Below are 20,910 nucleotides of genomic sequence, written 5' to 3'. Positions count from 1 at the left end.
GCCCGCCGCCGAGGAGGCCGCGCCCGCGCGCCGCACCCGCCGCCGCCGCGTGGTCGAGCAGGCCCCGGTCGTCGCCGAGGAGCCGGCCGCCGAGGAGCCCGCCGCGTCGACCGAGCCGGTCGAGGAGGAGGCCCCGGCCGCTGCCGAGCCCGCCGAGGACGAGGCGCCCGCCGCCGAGGCCCCGGCCGCCGAGCCCGAGCCGTCGCACCGCGTCCGCCGCCGGGCGGTCCGCCCGTCCACCGCGCTCTTCCAGGCCCCGGTCTTCCAGGAGCCCGCTCCGTACGTCGCGCCGACCGCGCCCGCCGCTGCGGCCGCACCGGCCGCCGCCGCGGAGGAGGGCGGCAGCGAGGAGGAGGAGTACGAGTACAGCGGCGTCGGCCGCCGCCGCCGGGTCCGCACCCCCGTCCGGGTGCAGACCCCGGCCCGTGCGCAGGCGCCCGCCCGTGCGCAGACCCCCGCCCGTGCGCAGACCCCCGCCCGCGCCGAGGTCGCCCCCGCCGAGCAGGAGGCCCCCGAGGCCGCCGGCACGGGCCCCGAGCAGGAGGGCGAGTGGGAGGAGGACGGCCGTCCGTCGCGCCGCCGCCGCCGGGGCGGCCGTCGCCGCGCCCGCGGTGAGGCCGAGGAGCCGGAGGCCGCCGAGCTGTCCCAGGCCGAGGAGGACGCCTCCGCCGAGGAGGACACCTCCGGCGAGGCCGAGCCGGAGGAGGACGAGGACGAGGACGAGGACGAGCTCGCCGCCGGGCTGTCCTCCTCGCGCCGCCGTCGTCGCCGTCGTCGCCGCGGCGGCGAGGGTGCCGCGGAGCCGGCCGAGACCACCGAGGACGGCGTCCGCACGGTGGTGAAGGTGCGCGAGCCGCGCCGCCGCTCCACCGAGCCGTCGTTCGACCCGGACGAGGTGCAGTCCATCAAGGGCTCCACCCGCCTGGAGGCCAAGAAGCAGCGCCGCCGTGAGGGCCGCGAGCTGGGCCGCCGCCGGGTGCCGATCATCACCGAGGCCGAGTTCCTGGCCCGCCGCGAGTCGGTCGAGCGCGTCATGGTGGTGCGCCAGAACGGCGAGCGCACCCAGATCGGCGTGCTCGAGGACGGCGTGCTGGTCGAGCACTACGTCAACAAGGAGCAGGCCACCAGCTACGTCGGCAACGTGTACCTGGGCAAGGTCCAGAACGTGCTGCCGTCGATGGAGGCCGCCTTCGTCGACATCGGCAAGGGCCGCAACGCGGTCCTCTACGCCGGCGAGGTCAACTTCGGCGCGCTGGGCGGCCACGGCGGCCCGCGCCGGATCGAGTCGGTCCTGAAGTCCGGCCAGTCCGTGCTGGTGCAGGTCTCCAAGGACCCGATCGGCCACAAGGGCGCCCGCCTCACCAGCCAGATCTCGCTGCCCGGCCGCTACCTGGTGTACGTGCCCGAGGGCTCGATGACCGGCATCAGCCGCAAGTTGCCCGAGAACGAGCGGGCCCGCCTCAAGCAGATCCTCAAGAAGATCGTCCCGGACGACGCGGGCGTCATCGTGCGCACCGCCGCCGAGGGCGCCAGCGAGGAGGAGCTGACCCGGGACGTCCAGCGGCTGCAGCAGCAGTGGGAGGACATCCAGAAGAAGGCCGCCACCGGCAACGCGCCGGTGCTGCTCTACGGCGAGCCGGACATGACCGTCCGGGTCGTCCGCGACATCTTCAACGAGGACTTCACCAAGGTCATCGTCAGCGGCGGCGACGCGTGGAACACCATCCACGACTACGTCTCCAACGTGGCCCCGGACCTCGCCGAGCGCCTCCAGCGCTGGACCTCCGACGTGGACGTCTTCGCCACCTACCGGATCGACGAGCAGCTGATGAAGGCGCTGGACCGCAAGGTCTGGCTGCCGAGCGGCGGTTCGCTGGTGATCGACCGGACCGAGGCGATGGTCGTCGTCGACGTCAACACCGGCAAGTTCGTCGGCCAGGGCGGCAACCTCGAGGAGACCGTCACCCGCAACAACATCGAGGCGGCCGAGGAGATCGTCCGCCAGCTGCGGCTGCGCGACCTCGGCGGCATCATCGTGATCGACTTCATCGACATGGTGCTGGAGTCCAACCGCGACCTGGTGCTGCGCCGCCTGCTGGAGTGCCTGGGCCGGGACCGGACCAAGCACCAGGTGGCCGAGGTGACCTCGCTGGGCCTGGTGCAGATGACCCGCAAGCGGGTCGGCCAGGGCCTGCTGGAGTCCTTCTCCGAGGCGTGCGTGCACTGCAACGGCCGCGGCGTCATCGTCCACATGGACCAGCCGCACACCCACGGCGGCGGCGGTGCCGCCCCGGCGGCCGGTGAGACGGGCGGCGGCAAGCGCCGTCGGCGCGGCAAGGGCGGCGCCCACGCCGAGCCGCAGGCCGAGGCCGCGGTCGCGACGGAGGCCCCGGAGGAGGCGCCCGAGGCGCTGGAGCTCCCCGAGGCCGCCGAGGACATCGAGGTCGTCGACATGCGCGCCGAGGAGCCGGCGGAGGCCGCGCAGGCCCAGGCCGCTCCCGCGGAGACCGCCGAGGCGCCGGCCGAGGCCGTGGCGGAGGCCGCCGAGCCGGTGGCCGCCCCCGCGGGCCGCACCCGTCGCCGTGCGGTGCGCAAGGCGACGGCCCCGGCGGGTTCGCCGGCCGAGGCCGAGATCGTGGTGCTGCAGGCCCGGGCCGAGGCCGCCATGGAGGCCGCCCTGACCGCCGCCGCCGCGGAGCCGGCCGCCGTCGAGGCGGTCGTGGAGGCGGCCGAGGCCGTCACCGAGGCCGCGGAGGCCGTCGAGACCGCCGTGGTCACCGCGGAGGCCGCCGAGGCCGCCGAGGCGCCGGTCGAGGAGGAGGCCGCGGAGGCCGCGCCGAAGAAGCGCGCGACCCGCAAGACCGCCGCCAAGAAGACCGTGGCCGCGAAGAAGACCACCGCGGCCAAGAAGACCACCGCCCGCAAGACCGCCACCAAGCGGACGAGCGCGGCGGCCAAGAAGGCAGCGGCCGCCGAAGGTGACGGCGCCGCCGAGTGACGCCCCGAGCCCGGGGCGGCCGACGTGCCGCCCCGGGCCCGGTAGGGCCCGGTTTGCCCCCGCGCGGGCCGGTCCGTATTCTTGACCCTCGGCGTGTTACGCCATGCTCCCGAGCACATCACCTCCCGGATCCGTCCGCGGTTCCGGGGGAGGCCCCTGTGTCCGTACCCAGGGGCTGGCATCGGTGAGTTCCGACCGAGTACAGAAAGCAGGTACCGCATGTACGCGATCGTTCGCGCAGGCGGCCGCCAGCATAAGGTCGCCGTCGGCGACGTGCTGGAGATCGACCGTATCGAGGCCAAGCCGGGTGACTCGGTCGAGCTGTCGACCGTCCTGGTCGTCGACGGTGACGCCGTCACCTCCGACCCGTGGGTGCTCGGTGGCGTCAAGGCGCACGCCGAGGTCGTCGAGGAGACCAAGGGCGACAAGATCGTCATCCTCCGCTACAAGAACAAGACGGGTTACCGCCGTCGTCAGGGTCACCGCCAGAAGTACACCGCGGTGCGCATCACGAGCATCGACTCCGTCAGCAAGTAAGGGGATAGCGAGATGGCACACAAGAAGGGCGCAAGCTCTACCCGTAACGGCCGTGACTCGAACGCCCAGCGCCTCGGCGTCAAGCGCTTCGGCGGCCAGGTCGTCTCGGCCGGCGAGATCCTCGTCCGCCAGCGCGGCACCCACTTCCACCCGGGTGCCGGTGTCGGTCGCGGTGGCGACGACACCCTGTTCGCGCTGACCGCCGGTGCCGTGCAGTTCGGCAACCGTCGCGGCCGCAAGGTCGTCAACATCGTGGCCGTCGAGGCCTGAGTCTGACCCCACGTCAGGACTCGTCGTGAAGGGTGGGCCGGAATGTTCCGGTCCACCCTTCATGCTTTACCGCAGGACCCCATCTTTTCCGTCGTACTGGAGGCACAACCATGACCACCTTCGTGGACCGCGTCGAGCTGCACGTCGCCGCGGGTAACGGGGGCCACGGCTGCGCCTCCGTTCACCGGGAGAAGTTCAAGCCGCTCGGCGGGCCCGACGGCGGCAACGGCGGTGAGGGCGGCAGCGTCATCCTCACCGTCGACAGCCAGATCACCACCCTGCTCGAGTACCACCACTCGCCCAAGCGCAAGGCCACCAACGGCAAGCCCGGCGCCGGCGGCAACCGCACCGGCGCCGACGGCCAGGACCTCGTCCTGGCGGTGCCGGACGGCACCGTGGTGCTCGACAAGAAGGGCAACGTGCTCGCCGACCTGGTCGGCCACGGCACCAGCTTCGTCGCCGCCGCCGGCGGCCGCGGGGGCCTCGGCAACGCCGCCCTCGCCTCCGCCCGCCGCAAGGCCCCGGGCTTCGCCCTGCTCGGCGAGCCCGGCGAGGCCCGCGACATCGTGATGGAGCTCAAGTCCGTCGCCGACGTCGCCCTGGTGGGGTACCCGAGCGCCGGCAAGTCCTCGCTGATCTCGGTGCTCTCCGCCGCCAAGCCGAAGATCGCGGACTACCCGTTCACCACGCTGATCCCCAACCTCGGCGTGGTCACCGCAGGCTCGACGGTCTACACGATCGCCGACGTCCCCGGCCTGATCCCCGGCGCCAGCCAGGGCAAGGGCCTGGGCCTGGAGTTCCTGCGCCACGTCGAGCGCTGCGAGGTGCTGGTGCACGTCCTCGACTGCGCCACCCTGGAGCCCGGCCGCGACCCGCTCACCGACCTGGAGACCATCGAGGAGGAGCTCGCCCAGTACGGCGGCCTGGAGGACCGGCCGCGCCTGGTCGCGCTCAACAAGGTGGACGTGCCGGACGGCCAGGACATCGCGGACCTCACCCGCGCCTCGCTGGAGGAGCGCGGCTACCGCGTCTTCGAGGTCTCCGCGCTCGCCCACAAGGGCCTGCGCGAGCTGAGCTTCGCCCTGGCGCAGATCGTCGCCGAGGCGCGCGCCGCCAAGCCGGTCGAGGAGTCGACCCGGATCGTGCTGCGGCCGAAGGCCGTGGACGACGCGGGCTTCACCATCACCGAGGAGGACGGCGTCTACCGCATCCGCGGCGTCAAGCCGGAGCGGTGGGTCCGCCAGACCGACTTCAGCAACGACGAGGCCGTCGGCTACCTCGCCGACCGCCTGGCCCGCCTCGGCATCGAGCAGGAGCTCTGGAAGGTCGGCGCGCAGGAGGGCGACACCGTCGTCATCGGCCCCGAGGACGACGCGGTCGTCTTCGACTGGGAGCCGACCATGGCCGCCGGCGCAGAGATGCTCGGCCGCCGCGGCGAGGACCACCGCTTCGAGACCCAGCGGCCCGCCGTCGACCGCCGCCGCGAGCGCCAGCGCGGCCGGGACGCCGCCGAGGAGGAGTACCGCGCGTTCGAGGCGCTCTCCTCCGGCCGCCAGGCCATCGAGGGCGACGACGAGGACTACTGAGCCCCGGCGTCCACCAGCTGAAAACCCCGACGGGCCCGCTGCGCGGATCGCGTAGATTGCGACCGAGCAGCGGGCTCGATCCAGCACGACCGGAGGACACTGATGACGGGTCAGACACTGCGGCAGGACGTCCTCGCCGCGCGGCGGATCGTCGTGAAGGTCGGCTCGTCCTCACTGACCACCGCGGCCGGCGGCCTGGACGCCGACCGGGTCGACGCGCTCGTCGACGCGCTCGCCAAGGTCCGCTCCCGCCCGGACGCCCCCGACGTCGTCCTGGTCTCCTCCGGCGCCATCGCGGCCGGCCTCGCCCCGCTCGGCCTCGCCAAGCGCCCCTCCGACCTGGCCCGCCAGCAGGCCGCCGCCAGCGTCGGCCAGGGCCTGCTGGTCGCGCGCTACACCGCCTCCTTCGCCCGGTACGGCATCCGGGTCGGCCAGGTGCTGCTGACCGCCGAGGACGCCAGCCGGCGCTCGCACTACCGCAACGCCTACCGCACCCTCGACCAGCTGCTCGCGATGGGCGCGATGCCGGTCGTCAACGAGAACGACACCGTCGCCACCGCCGAAATCAGGTTCGGTGACAACGACCGGCTGGCCGCGCTGGTCGCCCACCTCGTCCGCGCCGACCTGCTGGTGCTGCTCTCCGACGTGGACGCGCTGTACGACGGCAACCCGGCCAGGCCCGGTACCACCCGGATCGACACCGTGCGCGGCCCGCACGACCTCGACGGCGTCGAGATCGGCAGCGTCGGCAAGGCCGGCGTCGGCACCGGCGGCATGGTCACCAAGGTCGAGGCCGCCCGGATCGCCACCGGCGCCGGCATCCCCGTCGTGCTGACCGCCGCCAGCCACGCCGCCGAGGCCCTGGCCGGCCGGCCCGTCGGCACGCTCTTCCTGCGCACCGGCAGCCGCTCCGCCGACCGGCTCCTGTGGCTCGAACACGCCTCCACCCCGCGCGGCGCGCTCCACCTCGACGCCGGTGCCGTCGACGCCGTCGTCCTCGGCGGGAAGTCCCTGCTCCCGGCCGGTGTGACCAAGGTCGACGGCGACTTCACCGCGGGTGATCCCGTTGACCTTCTTGGCGAAAACGGCCACATCGTCGCCCGCGGACTGGTCAACTTTGATGCGAGGGAGCTGCCCCGTCTGCTCGGCCGGTCCACGCGGGAGCTGGCCCAGGAGCTCGGTGCCGCGTACGAGCGCGAGGTCGTCCACCGCGACGACCTGGTCGTCCTGCGCGGCTGACGGGGCCACCGGGGCCGGTGCAGCGGGCGGCGCCCGGGCAGCAGGGGACGTCGCCGAACAGGAGGCCGCCGATGGCAAGCAGGCGCCCGGGAACACTGCCCGGGGAGACGTCCGCGCGGCGGCTCACCAGCATCGCGGGCGGCCGCGCCGGCGGCGACCCGCCCGGTGAACCCCCGCAGGCCGTCCGGGAGTTGCACCCGCACGGCGAGGGCGAGGGCGAGACGGAGGAGCACGGCAGGCTCTGGCACGTCGTGCTGTCGGTGGCCGGCCGGGCCACCCCGATCGCCGAACTCCGGTCCGCCCTGGAACGGCTCGCGCACGACCACGCCTTCTTCCTGACCGCCCGCTACGCCGCCGACCACGCCGAGATCCGGTACTGGGAGCAGGCCCGCGACCTGCACGACGCCGCGGCCATCGCGCTGCGGCTGTGGGGCGAGCACAAGGCGTCCGCGAACTTACCGCCGTGGGAGATCGTGGGCCTGGAGGTCGTCGACCGCACCACCTACCACCAGCGGGTGGCCGAGGGCTTCGGCGACCCGCCGCCGCACCTCGGCGGTGTGCACCCGTACTGACCTGCCGCGCCGCGGCCCGCGTCTCAGCCGACGAAATGCGGGCCGGGACGGCGGCCGCGAGTCGCTACCCTTCAGGCATGACCAGCGACCACGCCACCACCGACAGCCCCGTCCTCGCCGTCGCGCGCCGAGCCCGTGAGGCGGCCGCCGCGCTCGCCCCGCTCCCGCGCAGCGCCAAGGACGCCGCGCTGCTGGCGATCGCGGACGCGCTGGTCGCCCGGAGCACCGAGATCACCGCCGCCAACGCCGAGGACGTCGCCCGCGCCCGCGAGGCCGGCACCCCGGAGTCCACCGTCGACCGGCTCAGCCTCGACGAGCAGCGGATCGCCGCGATCGCCTCGGACGTCCGCGACGTGGTCGGCCTGCCCGACCCGGTCGGCGAGGTGGTGCGCGGCTACACCCTGCCCAACGGCCTCGACGTCCGGCAGGTCCGGGTGCCGCTCGGCGTGGTCGGCATCATCTACGAGGCCCGCCCCAACGTCACCGTCGACGCCGCCGCGCTCTGCCTGAAGTCCGGCAACGCCGTCCTGCTGCGCGGTTCCGCCTCCGCCTACCGCTCCAACACCGCCCTGGTCGAGGTGCTCCGCGACGCGGTCGCCTCGGTGGGCCTGCCCGCCGACGTGATCCAGCTGGTGCCCGGTGAGAGCCGGGACTCGGTGCAGGAGCTGATGCGCGCCCGCGGCCTGGTCGACGTGCTGATCCCGCGCGGCGGCGCCTCGCTGATCCGCACCGTGGTCGAGGGCTCGACCGTGCCGGTGATCGAGACCGGCACCGGCAACTGCCACGTCTACGTCGACGCCCAGGCCGACCTGGCGATGGCGGTCGGCATCCTCCTGAACTCCAAGGCCCAGCGGGTCAGCGTCTGCAACTCCGCCGAGACCCTGCTCGTCCACCAGGACATCGCCGACGCCTTCCTGCCGCTCGCCCTGGAGGCGCTGGCCGGCGCCGGCGTCACCGTGCACGGCGACGACGCCGTGCTGAAGGCCGCCGAGGGCACCGCCGTCACCGCCGTCCCGGCCACCGACGAGGACTGGGAGGCCGAGTACCTCTCGTACGACATCGCGGCCGCCGTGGTGCCCTCGCTGGACGCCGCCGTGGCGCACGTCCGCCGCTGGTCCTCCGGCCACACCGAGGCGATCGTCACCACCTCGCAGGCCGCCGCCCGGCGCTTCACGCAGTTGGTCGACTCCACGACCGTGGCGGTCAACGCGTCGACCCGGTTCACCGACGGGGGTGAGTTCGGCTTCGGCGCGGAGATCGGCATCTCCACCCAGAAGCTGCACGCCCGCGGCCCGATGGGCCTGCCCGAACTGACCTCCACCAAGTACATCGTCACTGGTGACGGCCACGTCCGCGGTGAGGCGCAGCAGACCGTCGGCTCCTGAGCCGACCGGCGCGCGCTCCGGGCGGTCGGGCCAACTGGCAGGAGCCCCAGACAAACCGCCCGCCCGGTAATACGCTGATTCCCGTGGCTGAGGATGTGGGGGGCTCGCCGTACCCCGACGGCGCCGACCACGGTGGTGCGGACGACGAGTTCGCCACCGTGGTGTTCGACGAGGCCTTCGTCCGGTCCGCGGCCGTGCACGAGCCGAGTGCCCTGGAGCGGCAGCTGGCCGCCGCCGAGGCCCGGGTCGAGCCGGAGACCGCGGGCCCGGCCCGGCCCTGGGACCTGATCGCACCGGAGATGGCCGGCACCGGCGACGTCCTGCCGCTGGAGCTGCGCCCGCACCCGCGCGGTCTGGACGACGACCGGCTGTACCCCGATCCGTGGTCCGGCACCGACCGGGCCCGCCGCCGGGCCCGCTGGGCCCGGACGGTCGGCTGGGAGCCGATGGGTCACGACGGGCGGCACGTCGCCCAGCAGCGCTGGCACCGGCCGGTCGCCTGGGTGCTGGCGGTGGTCATGGGGGTCGGCGTGGTGGCGGTCGCGGTGGCCGCGATCTACCGCGGGGCCAACGGGGCCGGCGAGTCGCCGCGGCGTCCGGAGACGGGTTCGAGCAGCACGCCCGGTTCGCCGCCGGCCGTGCCGCTGCCCAGCGCCGTGGCGCTGCTGAGCGGCTGAGCGGGCCGGTGGCGGCGCCGCGCCGGGACGCGGGGCGGAGGCCGCCCGCCGGTCGAACCCTGGCCCGCCCGGTTCTACCCTGGTGCTATGGGTGACCCGCGCGAGCCTCCGGAGGGTGCGCCCGAGGGCGGTTCCGGCAGCGATGACGAGTTCCGGTCCGTCGTCTTCGACGAATCGTTCGTCCGGGCTGCCCGGATCCAGGAGCTGTCGGCCCAGGAGCGGCTCGACGGAACGTACCGGGCGACCCGGCCGCGGGTCGGCCTCGGGCCCTTCGGCACGCTGCCGCGGCAGGCGGTGGCGCTGCTGCTGGTCGTCTTCCTGGCCTTCGCGGCGGCGGTGTACTTCGGTGTCAGTTCGCCTCACCGGCAGGCCGCGCCGCCGTCCGGCAACCAGCTGACCACCTCGCTGGTGGCGCTGAGCCCGACCGGGCCGGTGGCCGCGGTCGCCGACCCGGAGCACCCGTTCGCGGCGCTGCCCGCCGCCTACGGGGAGGGGACGGCCGGACTGGCGCTGCCGGCCGGCGCCGCCACCGCGCACTTCACCCGGTCGGACGTCAACCGGGCGCTCTCCGTGGTGCAGCGCTACCTCGTCGCGTCCGCACTGGCCCCGGCGACCCTCGTCCAGGGGGAGACGGCCGAGGTGCGGGCCCTCGTCACGCCGGGCGAGCAGGCGCAGTACGACGACAGCGTGAACACCCCGCAGGACGACCAGCACCACGCCGCCACCGGCTGGCTGGTCCGGTTCGACCCGGGGAAGGTCGCGCTGGCCGTCGACGGCGTGCGGACCTCCGGCGTCGTCCGGGTGGGCGAGGCCGACAGCGGGACGCTGGAGGTCACCACCGACCACACCTTCGTCTACGCCGTCCGGGCGGCCGGCACCTCGGACGGGCCGGTGAGCCTGGTCAGCGTCCGCCGGGAGCTGCGGTTCGCCTTCGACCGGCTGGACCTGAGCTCGGACCGGCTGCGGCTGGTCGACGCGGTGGTGCAGGCCGGGCCGACCTCGTGCGGCGCCCCGATGAGCAGCTACCTGCAGCCGCTGCTGGCGGGCAGCACGGCGACCGCACCGCAGGCCGTCGACCCTGGTGACCGCAGCCGGCCGGCCTGGCAGGTGTGCGGGGCGCTCGGACCGCTGACCGGCAAGCCGGCCGCCGGGCGGTGAGCCCGCCCGTCCGGCCCGGGCACCCCGCCCGGTGTCACTGCGGCACCGCCGCCGGTGTCAGTCCCGGCCGTCGCCGTCCGCGGCGCCGCCCTCCGAGCCGTCGGGGCCCGCGGAACCGCCGGAGCGGGCGCCCGCGAAGGTGTCCCGCAGCTTGCCGCCGACCGTGCCGACCCCGCCGGCCACGTCCCGCAGCAGGCCCATCAGCGGGTCCTTGCTCTCCTTGACCGACTGCGAGTAGGAGTCCGCGGCGGCCTTCCACTGGGCGCCGACCGAGGTCTGCGGGTCGTCGCCGCGGCGCGGGTAGGCGCCGGCCAGGATCGAGCGGTACTCGTCGCTCTCCGCCCACTTCTTCAGCTTGGCGACCCGGACCACCGCGAACGGGTGGGTCTGCGGCAGCACCTGCAGCAGCTTGAGCACGCCGTCGCGCAGGTCGCCCGCGCGCTCGTACTCGTCGGCCTGCTCCAGGAAGGCGTCGACGTTCATCTCCGCCAGGTTGTGGCCGCCGGCCAGCTTCATCAGGCCGCGCATCGAGGCCTGCAGGTCCTGCCCGGCCAGCAGGCCGGCCCGGTCGCAGGAGAGCTCGGCCTTGCGGAACCACTCCTTGAGCGCGGTGATCACGCCCATGATGGCGAGGCTGCCCAGCGGCAGCCAGGCGATCCGGGCGGCGATGTTGGTGAGGATCAGCAGCATCGTCCGGTACACCGCGTGGCCGGACATCGCGTGGCCGACCTCGTGGCCGACGACGGCCCGCAGCTCCTCCTCGTCCAGCAGCTCCACCAGGCCGCTGGTCAGCACGATGATCGGCGTCTCCATGCCGATGCACATGGCGTTGACCGCCGGGTCCTGCGTGACGTACAGGTCCGGCACCTTCTCCAGGTCGAGCACGTAGGCGGCGTCCCGCACCATGCCGTACAGCTCCGGGAACTGACGCTCCGAGGTCTTCACCGCGGTGGCCAGGAACATCAGCCGGACGCTGCGCTCGGACACCAGGCCGGCGAGCTTCTTGAGGACGTCGTCGAAGCCGCTCAGCTTGCGCAGCGCCACCAGCGCCGACCGGTCGGCCGGGTGCTCCCAGGCCCGGGTGGAGATCTCCGGGAAGCGCTGCCGGCGCCGGCTGGGCGTGTTGCCGCCGTCCTTGGAAAAGTCGGTCATGTGTGAGTACCTCCTGGTCGTCGCCGGCACCGGCCCCCCGGCCGGCCCCCGCTGCTGTTGGCTCCAACGTCCGTGTGCCCGTACTCGTCCCCGGCGGTCCACCGTACGCCCGGGGGCGGTGCTCGGTGTCCGGAACGCCCCGGCTTACGCTGGTCGTCCGGAGCGAGGTCCGGACCGAGAGGAGCACCCCCGATGTCCCCTGCCACCCTGGCGCACCTGGCCGGACCGATCTCCAGCGAGAACGGCCCCGGCCTGTTCCTGCGGATCATCGTGATCGGCTCCATCGTGGGCGTGGGCCTGCTGGCCTGGATCCTGGTCCGCGCGGGCCGCGACTGACCCGCCCGGCGGGCCGCCGCGGCCGCCCCGGCCGGGCCCCCACCTACGAGGGGTCAGACGCGGTGGGCCGCCGCGCGGTTGCGCAGGGCCCACCCGTACGATGAGGCCGCAGGCCGTACGGCCCGCACCCTCGTCCGCCCCCGAGCCGAGAAGGTCCTGCCGACCATGAGCACTGCTGCACTGCCCGCCCTGACCCAGCTCGCCGAGGGCGGCAACCACGAGAGCCTGAACCCCTACCTGACCGGCGGGTCCGCGCTGTTCATCCTGCTGCTGCTGCTCTTCCTGACCACCCGCTTCAACCGCGACCGCTGAGCCGGCCGCACACCGCGGGGGAGCGCCTGCACAGAAGCTGCGCGCTCCCTCCCGCGGACCTCTCCGGGCGGCTTGCCGCCCCGTGACGGGCGTCGCGTAAGGTGTGGCGGCATGGGACAGCAGGCCGGGAGCACCGGTGCGCCGAAGGCGCGTAAGCGCCTCGGCGTGATGGGTGGCACCTTCGACCCGATCCATCACGGTCACCTGGTCGCCGCCAGCGAGGTGGCGAGTGCCTTCCACCTCGACGAGGTCGTGTTCGTGCCGACCGGGCAGCCGTGGCAGAAGTCCGACCGGGACGTCACGCCGGCCGAGGACCGCTACCTGATGACGGTCATCGCCACCGCGGAGAACCCGCAGTTCTCGGTCAGCCGGATCGACATCGACCGCGAGGGCCCCACCTACACCGTCGACACCCTGCGCGACCTGCACGCCCTGCACCCGGACGCCGAGCTGTTCTTCATCACCGGCGCCGACGCGCTCGCGCAGATCATCTCCTGGCGCGACTCCGACGAACTCTTCGAGCTCGCCCACTTCATCGGCTGCACCCGCCCCGGGCACACGCTCTCGGACGCCGGTCTCCCGGTCGGCGGGGTCTCCCTGGTCGAGGTGCCGGCGCTGGCCATCTCCTCCACGGACTGCCGCAACCGGGTCGCCAAGGGCGAGCCGGTCTGGTACCTCGTCCCGGACGGCGTGGTGCGTTACATCCACAAGCGGGCGCTCTATGCGCCGGCCCGGCCTTGATCCCGGGAGGGACGGCGTGACCGGAACCGCAGGCGGAGGGCCGCAGGGCTACCAGCAGGACCCGTACGGCCAGGGCTACGACCCCTACGACCCGCAGGGCTGGCCCCAGGAGCAGCAGCCGCAGCAGGGTCACCAGCAGGGCCAGCAGTACGGCTACGACCCGTACGCCGGCTATCAGGAGCAGCAGCCGCAGGCCTACCAGCAGGACGCGTACGGCCAGGGCGCCTCCCCCCAGCCCGGGCAGTACCCGCAGCAGGGCCAGTACCAGCAGGGCGCCTACCAGCAGGGCCAGCAGGGTTACTACCAGCAGCACCAGCAGCAGCCGCAGGGCTGGGACCCGTACGCCGGCCAGGGCGGGCAGCAGGGCTGGGTGCAGGACCCGTACCAGCAGGGCGCCGCCCCGCAGCAGGCGCCCGTGCCGCCGCAGCAGCAGCCCGGTCAGCAGCCGAACCAGCAGTCCTTCGTGCAGCAGCCCGCGCGCCGCCCCCCGGTGCAGCAGCCGCCGCTCCAGCAGGTCTCCCCGGCGGCCACCGCCGCTGCCGCGGGGGCCGCCGGCGCGACCGCCCGCGCCGCCGCGCCCGCCCGGCCCGCGCAGCCGTCCGAGCAGGTCGGCGGCAGCCGCCAGAACCGGCGTCCCGCCGCGGCCGGCGACAACTACGCCACCGGCGAGTTCACCTTCGTCGACGAGGAGGCGGAGGAGTCCGAGGACGTCATCGACTGGCTGAAGTTCGCCGAGTCCCGCAGCGAGGTCCGCGCCGAGCGCCGCCGCCGGCTGCGCAACCGGCTGATCGGGCTGGCCGTGGCCGCCGCCGTCGTCGCCGGCGGGGTCGGGGGGGGGGGGGGGGGGGCGGGGGGGGGGGGGGGGGGGGGGGGGCGGCGCCGGGGGCGGCCCGTGGTGGACCGGCCGGGACAGCGGCGGATCCGCCGCGGCCGCCGCGGGCGGGCGCCAGGTCAACGTCGTCCACCTGCGCGACCTGCAGGGCAAGGTCACCACCGCGCTGCTGGTCAACGACGCCTCCGGGCACAAGGGCACCGTGCTGCTCATCCCGGACACCCTGCGGCTGCCCAACGACTCCACCGTCACCACGGTCGGCAAGGGCCTGGACGACATCGGCTCGTCCGGCACCCGGGAGGGACTGGCCACCGTGCTCGGCGCCCCGGTCGCCGGCACCTGGCGGCTGGACACCCCGTACCTGACCCTGCTGGTCGCCCAGCTCGGCGGCATCAAGGTCGACACCAACGCCGAGGTCAAGGCCGCCGACGGCAAGGTGCTCGCCTCCGCCGGCAAGGGCGTCAGCCTCAACGGCCAGGCCGCCGCCGCCTACGCCACGCTCCAGGCGCCCGGCGAGGACCGCGGCGCCCAGCTGGCCAGGTTCGGGCAGGTCATGCAGGCCGTGCTGCAGGCCATGCCCACCGACCTGGACGAGGCCACCGACGACGTGCACCGGATGAACGCGGTGCTCGACCCCTCGCTGCCGGAGAAGGCCCTCTCCGGGGTCCTCGCACAGCTCGCCCAGCAGGGCAGGGACGGGCACCTCGCCACCCAGCTGCTCCAGGCGAAGCCGGACGGCACGCTGGACGAGGCCACCGCCGGACGGCAGGTCAAGGACGTGCTCGGCGGCACCATCAAGAACGCCGCCGCCGCCGGCAGCACCCCCCGGGTGTCGGTGCTCAACGCCTCCGGCCTGGACAAGGCCGCCGAGTCCGCGTCGGTGCAGATCACCAACACCGGCATGGAGGTCGTGCCGAGCAGCGGCAAGGCCGGAACCGCCCAGGCCACCAGTGAGATCCGCTACACCGACGACGCCCGCGCCGAGGCCGCGAAGACCCTGGCCGGTGCGCTCGGGCTCAAGCCGGAGGCGGTCAAGAAGGTCACCGACCCGCAGAACGCCGACCTCGTCGTGGTCCTCGGCAAGGACTACAAGCCCTTGCCCGACCCGAAGGCGGACCAGAAGACGGCCGACCCGAAGGCGAGCGGGGCGAAGACGACCGAGAAGCCCGCGCAGTAGTCAGGCCGGGCCCGCGCAGCGGTCCGGCCCGCGCCCCCGCAGGCGCCCGCCCCGGGCCCCCGGTCAATTCGATCGGGGGCCCGGGGCGTTCGTGAGATCCTGGAGGGGAAAACGCGTAGCCGAGCCGGAAGAACACCGTGACTGCCACTGACCGGAGCCAGGACCTCATCAACGTCGCCGCACAGGCGGCGGCTGACAAGCTGGCGCACGACATCATCGCCTTCGACGTCAGCGACGTGCTGTCGATCACCGACGCCTTCCTGATCGCCTCCGCGGCCAACGACCGCCAGGTCCGGGCCATCGCCGAGGAGATCGAGGACAAGCTCCGCGAGGAGCTCGACGTCAAGCCCGTGCGCCGCGAGGGCGAGCGCGAGGGCCGCTGGATCCTCCTCGACTACCTGGACATCGTCGTGCACGTCCAGCACTCCGAGGAGCGCTCCTTCTACTCCCTCGACCGGCTCTGGAAGGACTGCCCCGAGCTGCCGCTGCCGGCCGACGCCCTGGCCACCCGCAACCGGCCGGAGGGCGCCCGCACCGACGCCGCGGGCAACGCGGTCGCCGAGGACGAGAGCTGAGCCGCGCCGCGCGGGGGCCGCGCATCGTCTTCTGGCGCCACGGCCAGACGTCCTGGAACCTCGAGTCGCGGTTCCAGGGCAGCACCGACATCCCGCTCACCGACCAGGGCATCTTCCAGGCCCAGCGGGCCGCCCGGCTGCTCGCCGGCCTGAGGCCCGACCTGCTGGTCTCCTCCGACCTGCAGCGGGCCGCCCGCACCGCGGCCGAGCTGGCCAAGGTGACCGGCCTGGAGGTGCACCAGGACGAGGGACTGCGGGAGACGTACGCCGGCGAGTGGCAGGGCCTGACCAACACCGAGATCCGGGCCCGTTACCCGGAGGAGTACGAGGCGTGGGCGCAGGGCCACCCGGTGCGCCGCGGCGGCGGCGAGCTGGCGGCCGAGGTCGCCGACCGCGCCGTCCCGGTGGTGCTGGCCGCGGTCGAGAAGCTGCCCGAGGACGGCACGCTCGTCGTGGTGTCGCACGGCGGCACCATCCGCACCATGATCGGGCGGCTGCTCGGCCTGGAGCCGGTGCTCTGGGAGCGGTTCGGCGGCCTGTCGAACTGCTGCTGGTCGGTGCTGGGCCAGGGCGTGCGCGGCTGGCGGCTGCTGGAGCACAACGCCGGCACCCTGCCGCAGCCGGTCATCGGCGACGAGACGTGAGCCCGCACCGGCAGGCGATTTCGCAGTTCGGGGCCTGACCGGCTAGAGTCTTCCTCGTTCGCAGCGAGGACGCCGACCGAGAGGGAGGCGGACGAAACGGACTGCGGGGCTATAGCTCAGTTGGTAGAGCGCTTGCATGGCATGCAAGAGGTCTGGGGTTCAATTCCCCATAGCTCCACTCCGCACCAGCGGCCCGAGGCCGTTCGTGTCGCGGGGCTATAGCTCAGTTGGTAGAGCGCTTGCATGGCATGCAAGAGGTCTGGGGTTCAATTCCCCATAGCTCCACAGCAGTCCGAGAGGCCGCCACCCCGACGGGGATGGCGGCCTCCGACGTTTCCGGCTCCTCGTCCCCGACGGGCCGCCCGCTCAGGCGGCGCCGCGGGTGCGCTCCGGCCCGGGCGTGCCGTGGGTGCACTCCGGCCGGGCCCCGGCGGGCTCGGCCGCCATCCGCTCCAGCCGCCGCCGGTCCTCCGGCCCCTCCGGGGTGTAGACGACCAGGTAGACCTCCGGCCGGTCCGGGAGGGTCAGGTACGACGCCCGGACGTTCAGCACACCGACCCCGGCGTGCCGGAAGACCTTGCGGGTGGTCCGCGGCGGAGCCACCTCCTGCCGGTCCCACAGCTCCCGGAAGCGGTCGCTGGCCGCCGACAGGTCCCGCACGTACGCCTCCCAGACGGGCTCGCCCAGGTGCCGCCCGTACGCCGCCCGCAGCACCCCGACCATCCGGGGCAGCTCCTCGTCCCGGTTGAGGAAGGGGTTGCAGCAGTCCGGCACGGTGAACGCGCACCACATGTTGTTCCGCGGCCCGCCGGGCCGGGCCGGCCGGGTGGCCCGCGGGAAGAGCGCCTCGTACGCGGCGTTGTGGCGGAGCACGTCGAAACGGGTGTTGCAGACCGCCGCGGGCAGCGGGCCCAACTGGTCGAGGATGGCCTGGGTCGCGCCGTCGAACTCCGGATCGTCGGGCTCCGCCGGCGACGGCGGCCGCACCCCGGCGAGCCGGAACAGGTGGTCGCGCTCGGCCGCGTCCAGCCGCAGCGTGCGGGCCACCGAGGCCAGCACCTGCTCGGAGGCGTTGATCGGGCGGCCCTGCTCCAGCCACGTGTACCAGGTGACCCCGAGGCCGGCGAGCTGCGCCACCTCCTCCCGGCGCAGGCCCGGGGTGCGGCGCCGCAGGCCGGGCGGCAGGCCGACGTCCTCGGGCCGCACCCGGGCGCGGCAGGCGCGGAGGAACTTGGCGAGCTCCTCGCGCCGGAGGTCCTTGCGGGGTACGGCGACGGTGTCCGGTTCCAGCACGGTCATGCCCCCATCGTGGCCGAGCGCGGCCGCCGCCGACAGGTGCTGTCGGTACCAGGATCAGCAGGCTCTAACCACCGGTACCGGGCGCCACCGACGATCCCGGTATGACGGACGTACGGACTCCTGACCCCGCGAGCCCTCCGCTCGCCGGCCCCGCTCCCGCAGGTGCCGCCCCCGCAGGTGTTTCGCCTGCGGGTGCTTCGCCCGGGGGCGCTGCCCCGGTACCTGCTGCCGCCCCGGTGCCCGCCGCCGCCGCGCGTGGCGGCTCCCGGCCCGGCCCGGTCCTCGGGCTGGTGCTCTCCGGCCAGTTCATGGCCCTGCTCGACGTCTCGGTGGTCAACGTGGCCGCGCCGAGCGTCCGCTCCGACCTGCACGCCTCCGGCGCCGCCCTGCAACTGGTCATCGCCGGCTACACCATCGCCTACGCGGTGCTGCTGATCACCGGTGCCCGGCTCGGCGCCCGCTACGGCTACAGCCGGATGTTCCGGCACGGACTGGCGGGCTTCACCGCGGCCTCGCTGGCCTGCGGGCTGGCCCCCGGCACCGGCTGGCTGATCGGCTTCCGGGTCGCCCAGGGCGTCGCCGCGGCCGTGATGGTGCCGCAGGTGATGAGCGTGATCCAGCGGCTGTTCACCGGCGCCGCCAGGGTGCGGGCGCTCGGCCTGTACTCGGCGGTGCTGGCCGGCGGCCTCGCGATCGGGCAGGTGGTGGGCGGGCTGCTCGTCAGCGCCGACCTGTTCGGCACCGGATGGCGGCCGGTCTTCCTGGTCAACGTCCCGCTCGGCCTGGTGCTGCTCGCGGCCTCCCGCCGGCTGCTGCCGGCCCTCCCCGGCGACGCCGGACGCGGCTTCGACCTGCCCGGCCTGCTGACCCTGGCGGCCGCCCTGGGCCTGCTGGTGGTGCCGCTGGTGCTCGGACACGAACTCGGCTGGCCCGGCTGGGGCTGGGCGATGCTCGCCGGCAGCGCCGCACTGTTCGCCGTCTTCGCCGCGGTGGAGGGGCGGGTGGCGGCGCGCGGCGGGCAGCCGCTGATCACCGGACGGGTGCTCGGGGCGCCCGGGCTGCTGCCCGCGGCCGGGTCGATCTTCCTGATCATGGCCGGGTTCGCCGGGTTCATGTTCGCCTTCGCGCTGCACCAGCAGGCCGGACTCGGCAACAGCGCGCTGCGGGCGGGCCTGCTCTCGGTACCGGTGTCCGTGGGCTTCGGAGCGGCGAGCCTGCTCTGGCAGCGGATGCCGCGCCGCCTGCACCGGCTGCTGCCCGTGCTCGGCCTGGCCGTGGTCGCCCCCGGCTACGTGCTGGTCGGGCTGCTGCTGGGCGGGGGAGGGCCGGTCGGCCCCGTCGTGCAGACGGTGCTCGCCGTCACCGGGGTGGCAGCGGGCTGCGCCTACAGCCCGCTGTTCGCCCGGGCGCTCGGGCGGGTGGACCCGGCGGACGCCGCGGACGCCAGCGGAGTGATGGTGACGGTGCTGCAGCTCGGCCAGGTGATCGGGGTGACGCTGCTCGGGACGGTCTTCCTCGGTGCGGTCTCCTACCCGGCGTCCTCGGCGGCCTCCGGCCGTGCCCTGCTGGTCACGACCGCGGTCATCGGCGCTGCGCTGGTCGTGGCGGCCGGTCTCGCCGGCGTCACCGGGCGGGCCGGGAGCGCTGCTGTGGAGGGGCGGACCGTGGCGGAAGGGCGGGCAGCCGTGGAGGGGCGGGCCGTGCCGCGCGGGCGGGATGTGCCGGGCGGGCCGGTGGAGTGACCGGGCCCGGCCCGTCCTGCCCCTGCCGGCCGTGGGACGGCCGGTGCGGGCAGGACGGGCCGGGACGGCGGTCCGGTACCGGCACCGGGGCTGGTGCCGGGGCCGGGGCCGGTCAGGCGGTGACCGGGAGGCGGCTCAGCAGCTCGCGGCCGTCCGCGCGGACGGCGGTGGCGAAGGTCAGCTTCAGGTCGCGCTCCTCGCCCGCGACCGAGAGGTACGTGGTGAGCAGGAGGCCGAAGGCCGCCTTGGCGGCGGGCGAGGCGGTGACCGCCTCACGGGGGAGTGCCATCACCAGCTTGTCGGGCTTGCCGCTGAGCTGGTCCACACCGAAGAAGAGCAGCCGTCGATCGGTCAGCGCCAGGTACACCGGACGAGGGGCGGCGATCGCGGTCACCGTACCGGCCGTCAGTACACCCACCACGGCGGTGGTGGCCAGGCGGCGGGCCGCGGAGACCGTGCCGACCTTGGTCAGGGTGGCGAACTCGACCTGCTCGTCGGCTATCAGCAGCGGCCCGGCGGCCTTGAGCAGTTGGTTCCGGCGGCGGTTGTTCATGGTGCTCCTCGCTGTGCGACCGGCCTGATGGCCGGTCATCGACGGGCAGCCTATGGATGCCGATGCACAAGCGGAGTCTTGAATTCCGTAAATTCTTCGTCAAGTGCCAGGCGAATTGCCCGAATCCGTACGGATTCGCACCATCGGTCCCGCGTCCGTACCCTTCGCCCGCCGCCTACGATCGCCGCCCATGAGCACCGAACCGCTCTTCGACCCGGCCGCCGCGCTTCCCGAGGCCGGCGCCGTCCGGTCCGCCGCCGAGCGGGGTGACTGGCCGGCCGTCCGCGCCGTGTTCGCCGACTGCCGGGAGGAGTACGGCCCGCTCGTCCTCTCCGGCCAGGTCGTCGCCGTGCCCGGCGTCGAGCACCTGTTGCGCCAGGTGCTCGCCCACCACCCCGGCGATCCCCTGGCCACCGCCCTGCTCGCCGACCGGCTGATCCACGTCGGCTGGCAGGCCCGCAGCACCCGGCGCGCGCAGGACGTCACCCCCGAGGGCTGGCGCGAGTTCCGGGCCCGGCTCAACGAGGCCGAGCAGTTGCTGATCGGCGCCGTCGCCCGCAACCGCGGCGACGCGCTCGCCTGGATGCTGCGGATGACGATCTCCCGCGGGATCTCCCTGGGCACCAGCGAGACCCGCCGCCGGTACCGCGCCCTGACCCGGGTCTCCCCGCACCACTACGCGGGGCAGCGCAGCCTGCTCCAGCAACTGCTGCCCAAGTGGGGCGGCAGCTGGGAGGACGCGCACGCCTTCGCCCGCGACTGCTTCCGCGCCGCACCGCCCGGCAGCCTCAACGGCGCCCTGCTGGCCATGTACCACGCGGAACGGGCCGGCTCCCTGGAACGGGCCGAGCGGAACGCGTACGCCGCCCGCGCCGACGTCCGCCACGAACTCGCCGAGGCCGCCCACGGCTCCGTGCTGCACCCCGACTGCCGGATCCGGTTCGGCCGGATCACCGCCCACAGCTCCTTCGCCCTGCTCGCCTCCCTCGGCGGCGACCGGGCCGCCGCCCGGACGCACTTCCAGGCCATGGGCCCGTACGGCAGCACCGAACCGTGGGAGTGGTTCGACAACACTCCGGAACGCACCTTCCGGGAACACCGCGACCGCGCCCTGGGAGGCTGAGC

General features: G+C 74.3%; 20 protein-coding genes and 2 tRNA genes. 19 read left to right on the top strand and 3 right to left on the bottom strand.

What is annotated here, in order from left to right; translation table 11 throughout:
• The 9 genes from ABD353_RS23805 to ABD353_RS23765 form a co-directional block, all read left to right on the top strand.
• A partial coding sequence (locus ABD353_RS23805; RefSeq protein WP_344625686.1) for an Rne/Rng family ribonuclease occupies nt 1-2,998 on the top strand: 2,998 nt, incomplete at its 5' end.
• A 219-nt stretch (nt 2,999-3,217) separates the two neighbouring features.
• The gene (gene rplU / locus ABD353_RS23800; protein WP_030270532.1) at nt 3,218-3,535 is read left to right on the top strand and encodes a 50S ribosomal protein L21; all 318 of its coding nucleotides are present in this window, start codon (nt 3,218-3,220) and stop codon (nt 3,533-3,535) included.
• Between the two features lie 12 nt (nt 3,536-3,547).
• Nucleotides 3,548-3,805 carry a 50S ribosomal protein L27 gene (rpmA, locus tag ABD353_RS23795; RefSeq protein ID WP_030058248.1) on the top strand — a complete coding sequence of 86 codons (258 nt, stop codon included), beginning with the start codon at nt 3,548-3,550 and terminating at the stop codon, nt 3,803-3,805.
• Between the two features lie 110 nt (nt 3,806-3,915).
• On the top strand, nt 3,916-5,391 hold the full coding sequence (gene obgE, locus ABD353_RS23790) for a GTPase ObgE (RefSeq protein ID WP_344625685.1): 1,476 nt from the start codon (nt 3,916-3,918) through the stop codon (nt 5,389-5,391).
• Between the two features lie 102 nt (nt 5,392-5,493).
• Nucleotides 5,494-6,630 carry a glutamate 5-kinase gene (proB, locus tag ABD353_RS23785; RefSeq protein WP_344625684.1) on the top strand — a complete coding sequence of 379 codons (1,137 nt, stop codon included), beginning with the start codon at nt 5,494-5,496 and terminating at the stop codon, nt 6,628-6,630.
• Nucleotides 6,631-6,701: 71 nt separating this feature from the next.
• Nucleotides 6,702-7,202, top strand: coding sequence for a hypothetical protein (locus ABD353_RS23780; RefSeq protein WP_344625683.1), 501 nt, complete (start codon nt 6,702-6,704; stop codon nt 7,200-7,202).
• 77 nt (nt 7,203-7,279) lie between these two features.
• Complete coding sequence (locus ABD353_RS23775; protein ID WP_344625682.1) at nt 7,280-8,587, top strand: glutamate-5-semialdehyde dehydrogenase; 1,308 nt, start codon at nt 7,280-7,282, stop codon at nt 8,585-8,587.
• Between the two features lie 83 nt (nt 8,588-8,670).
• Complete coding sequence (locus ABD353_RS23770; RefSeq protein WP_344625681.1) at nt 8,671-9,264, top strand: SCO2584 family spore wall biosynthesis protein; 594 nt, start codon at nt 8,671-8,673, stop codon at nt 9,262-9,264.
• Nucleotides 9,265-9,351: 87 nt separating this feature from the next.
• Complete coding sequence (locus ABD353_RS23765; RefSeq protein WP_344625680.1) at nt 9,352-10,422, top strand: SCO2583 family membrane protein; 1,071 nt, start codon at nt 9,352-9,354, stop codon at nt 10,420-10,422.
• A 57-nt stretch (nt 10,423-10,479) separates the two neighbouring features.
• Here the strand turns inward: ABD353_RS23765 and ABD353_RS23760 are convergent, their stop codons facing one another.
• Nucleotides 10,480-11,574 (bottom strand): M48 family metallopeptidase, encoded by a 1,095-nt coding sequence (locus ABD353_RS23760; RefSeq protein ID WP_344625679.1) that lies wholly within the window; start codon nt 11,572-11,574, stop codon nt 10,480-10,482.
• Between the two features lie 192 nt (nt 11,575-11,766).
• Between ABD353_RS23760 and ABD353_RS23755 the strand changes: the two genes are divergently transcribed.
• The 8 genes from ABD353_RS23755 to ABD353_RS23720 all read left to right on the top strand — a co-directional run bounded on the left by ABD353_RS23755 (nt 11,767) and on the right by ABD353_RS23720 (nt 16,476).
• Nucleotides 11,767-11,910: a hypothetical protein gene (locus ABD353_RS23755; protein WP_344625678.1), complete on the top strand. Its 144-nt coding sequence runs from the start codon at nt 11,767-11,769 to the stop codon at nt 11,908-11,910.
• Between the two features lie 165 nt (nt 11,911-12,075).
• A complete protein-coding gene (locus ABD353_RS23750) occupies nt 12,076-12,222 on the top strand; it encodes a hypothetical protein (RefSeq protein ID WP_199922936.1) in 147 nt (48 codons plus the stop codon).
• 111 nt (nt 12,223-12,333) lie between these two features.
• Nucleotides 12,334-12,963: a nicotinate-nucleotide adenylyltransferase gene (gene nadD / locus ABD353_RS23745; protein WP_344625677.1), complete on the top strand. Its 630-nt coding sequence runs from the start codon at nt 12,334-12,336 to the stop codon at nt 12,961-12,963.
• A gap of 1,034 nt (nt 12,964-13,997) precedes the next feature.
• A complete protein-coding gene (locus tag ABD353_RS23740) occupies nt 13,998-14,972 on the top strand; it encodes a LytR C-terminal domain-containing protein (protein ID WP_344625676.1) in 975 nt (324 codons plus the stop codon).
• Nucleotides 14,973-15,109: 137 nt separating this feature from the next.
• Entirely contained in the window at nt 15,110-15,547 is a 438-nt protein-coding gene (rsfS, locus tag ABD353_RS23735) for a ribosome silencing factor (protein WP_344625675.1), read from the top strand.
• On the top strand, nt 15,544-16,191 hold the full coding sequence (locus ABD353_RS23730) for a histidine phosphatase family protein (RefSeq protein ID WP_344625689.1): 648 nt from the start codon (nt 15,544-15,546) through the stop codon (nt 16,189-16,191). The genes rsfS and ABD353_RS23730 overlap by 4 nt, the downstream gene beginning before the upstream one ends.
• Nucleotides 16,192-16,296: 105 nt before the next feature.
• Nucleotides 16,297-16,369: transfer RNA gene (locus ABD353_RS23725), tRNA-Ala, on the top strand.
• Nucleotides 16,370-16,403: 34 nt separating this feature from the next.
• Nucleotides 16,404-16,476 (top strand) — tRNA-Ala (locus ABD353_RS23720).
• Between the two features lie 81 nt (nt 16,477-16,557).
• Here the strand turns inward: ABD353_RS23720 and ABD353_RS23715 are convergent.
• A complete protein-coding gene (locus ABD353_RS23715) occupies nt 16,558-17,490 on the bottom strand; it encodes a helix-turn-helix transcriptional regulator (protein ID WP_344625674.1) in 933 nt (310 codons plus the stop codon).
• Between the two features lie 236 nt (nt 17,491-17,726).
• Here ABD353_RS23715 and ABD353_RS23710 point away from each other — a divergent pair, with 236 nt between their 5' ends.
• Entirely contained in the window at nt 17,727-19,232 is a 1,506-nt protein-coding gene (locus ABD353_RS23710; protein ID WP_344625673.1) for an MFS transporter, read from the top strand.
• 112 nt (nt 19,233-19,344) lie between these two features.
• Here ABD353_RS23710 and ABD353_RS23705 read toward each other — a convergent pair whose 3' ends face one another.
• The gene (locus ABD353_RS23705) at nt 19,345-19,785 is read right to left on the bottom strand and encodes a hypothetical protein (RefSeq protein WP_344625672.1); all 441 of its coding nucleotides are present in this window, start codon (nt 19,783-19,785) and stop codon (nt 19,345-19,347) included.
• A 190-nt stretch (nt 19,786-19,975) separates the two neighbouring features.
• Between ABD353_RS23705 and ABD353_RS23700 the strand changes: the two genes are divergently transcribed.
• A complete protein-coding gene (locus ABD353_RS23700) occupies nt 19,976-20,908 on the top strand; it encodes a hypothetical protein (RefSeq protein ID WP_344625671.1) in 933 nt (310 codons plus the stop codon).
• The last annotated feature ends 2 nt before the right edge of the window (nt 20,909-20,910 follow it).

Origin of the sequence: Kitasatospora arboriphila (assembly GCF_039528095.1) — a bacterium.
In the GTDB taxonomy this organism is placed as follows: Bacteria; Actinomycetota; Actinomycetes; order Streptomycetales; family Streptomycetaceae; genus Kitasatospora; species Kitasatospora arboriphila.
The sequence above is the reverse complement of the archived record's forward strand: the minus strand, read 5'-3'. Positions and strand labels throughout refer to the sequence as shown.

Excerpts from the sequence above, each read along its gene's own strand:
- ABD353_RS23775 (WP_344625682.1), top strand. The coding sequence starts at position 7,280 with ATGACCAGCGACCACGCCACCACCGACAGCCCCGTCCTCGCCGTCGCG.
- ABD353_RS23780 (WP_344625683.1), top strand. The coding sequence starts at position 6,702 with ATGGCAAGCAGGCGCCCGGGAACACTGCCCGGGGAGACGTCCGCGCGG.
- ABD353_RS23705 (WP_344625672.1), bottom strand. The coding sequence starts at position 19,785 with ATGAACAACCGCCGCCGGAACCAACTGCTCAAGGCCGCCGGGCCGCTG.
- obgE (WP_344625685.1), top strand. The coding sequence starts at position 3,916 with ATGACCACCTTCGTGGACCGCGTCGAGCTGCACGTCGCCGCGGGTAAC.
- ABD353_RS23765 (WP_344625680.1), top strand. The coding sequence starts at position 9,352 with ATGGGTGACCCGCGCGAGCCTCCGGAGGGTGCGCCCGAGGGCGGTTCC.
- ABD353_RS23715 (WP_344625674.1), bottom strand. The coding sequence starts at position 17,490 with ATGACCGTGCTGGAACCGGACACCGTCGCCGTACCCCGCAAGGACCTC.
- ABD353_RS23700 (WP_344625671.1), top strand. The coding sequence starts at position 19,976 with ATGAGCACCGAACCGCTCTTCGACCCGGCCGCCGCGCTTCCCGAGGCC.
- ABD353_RS23760 (WP_344625679.1), bottom strand. The coding sequence starts at position 11,574 with ATGACCGACTTTTCCAAGGACGGCGGCAACACGCCCAGCCGGCGCCGG.
- proB (WP_344625684.1), top strand. The coding sequence starts at position 5,494 with ATGACGGGTCAGACACTGCGGCAGGACGTCCTCGCCGCGCGGCGGATC.
- rpmA (WP_030058248.1), top strand. The coding sequence starts at position 3,548 with ATGGCACACAAGAAGGGCGCAAGCTCTACCCGTAACGGCCGTGACTCG.
- nadD (WP_344625677.1), top strand. The coding sequence starts at position 12,334 with ATGGGACAGCAGGCCGGGAGCACCGGTGCGCCGAAGGCGCGTAAGCGC.
- ABD353_RS23755 (WP_344625678.1), top strand. The coding sequence starts at position 11,767 with ATGTCCCCTGCCACCCTGGCGCACCTGGCCGGACCGATCTCCAGCGAG.
- ABD353_RS23750 (WP_199922936.1), top strand. The coding sequence starts at position 12,076 with ATGAGCACTGCTGCACTGCCCGCCCTGACCCAGCTCGCCGAGGGCGGC.
- rplU (WP_030270532.1), top strand. The coding sequence starts at position 3,218 with ATGTACGCGATCGTTCGCGCAGGCGGCCGCCAGCATAAGGTCGCCGTC.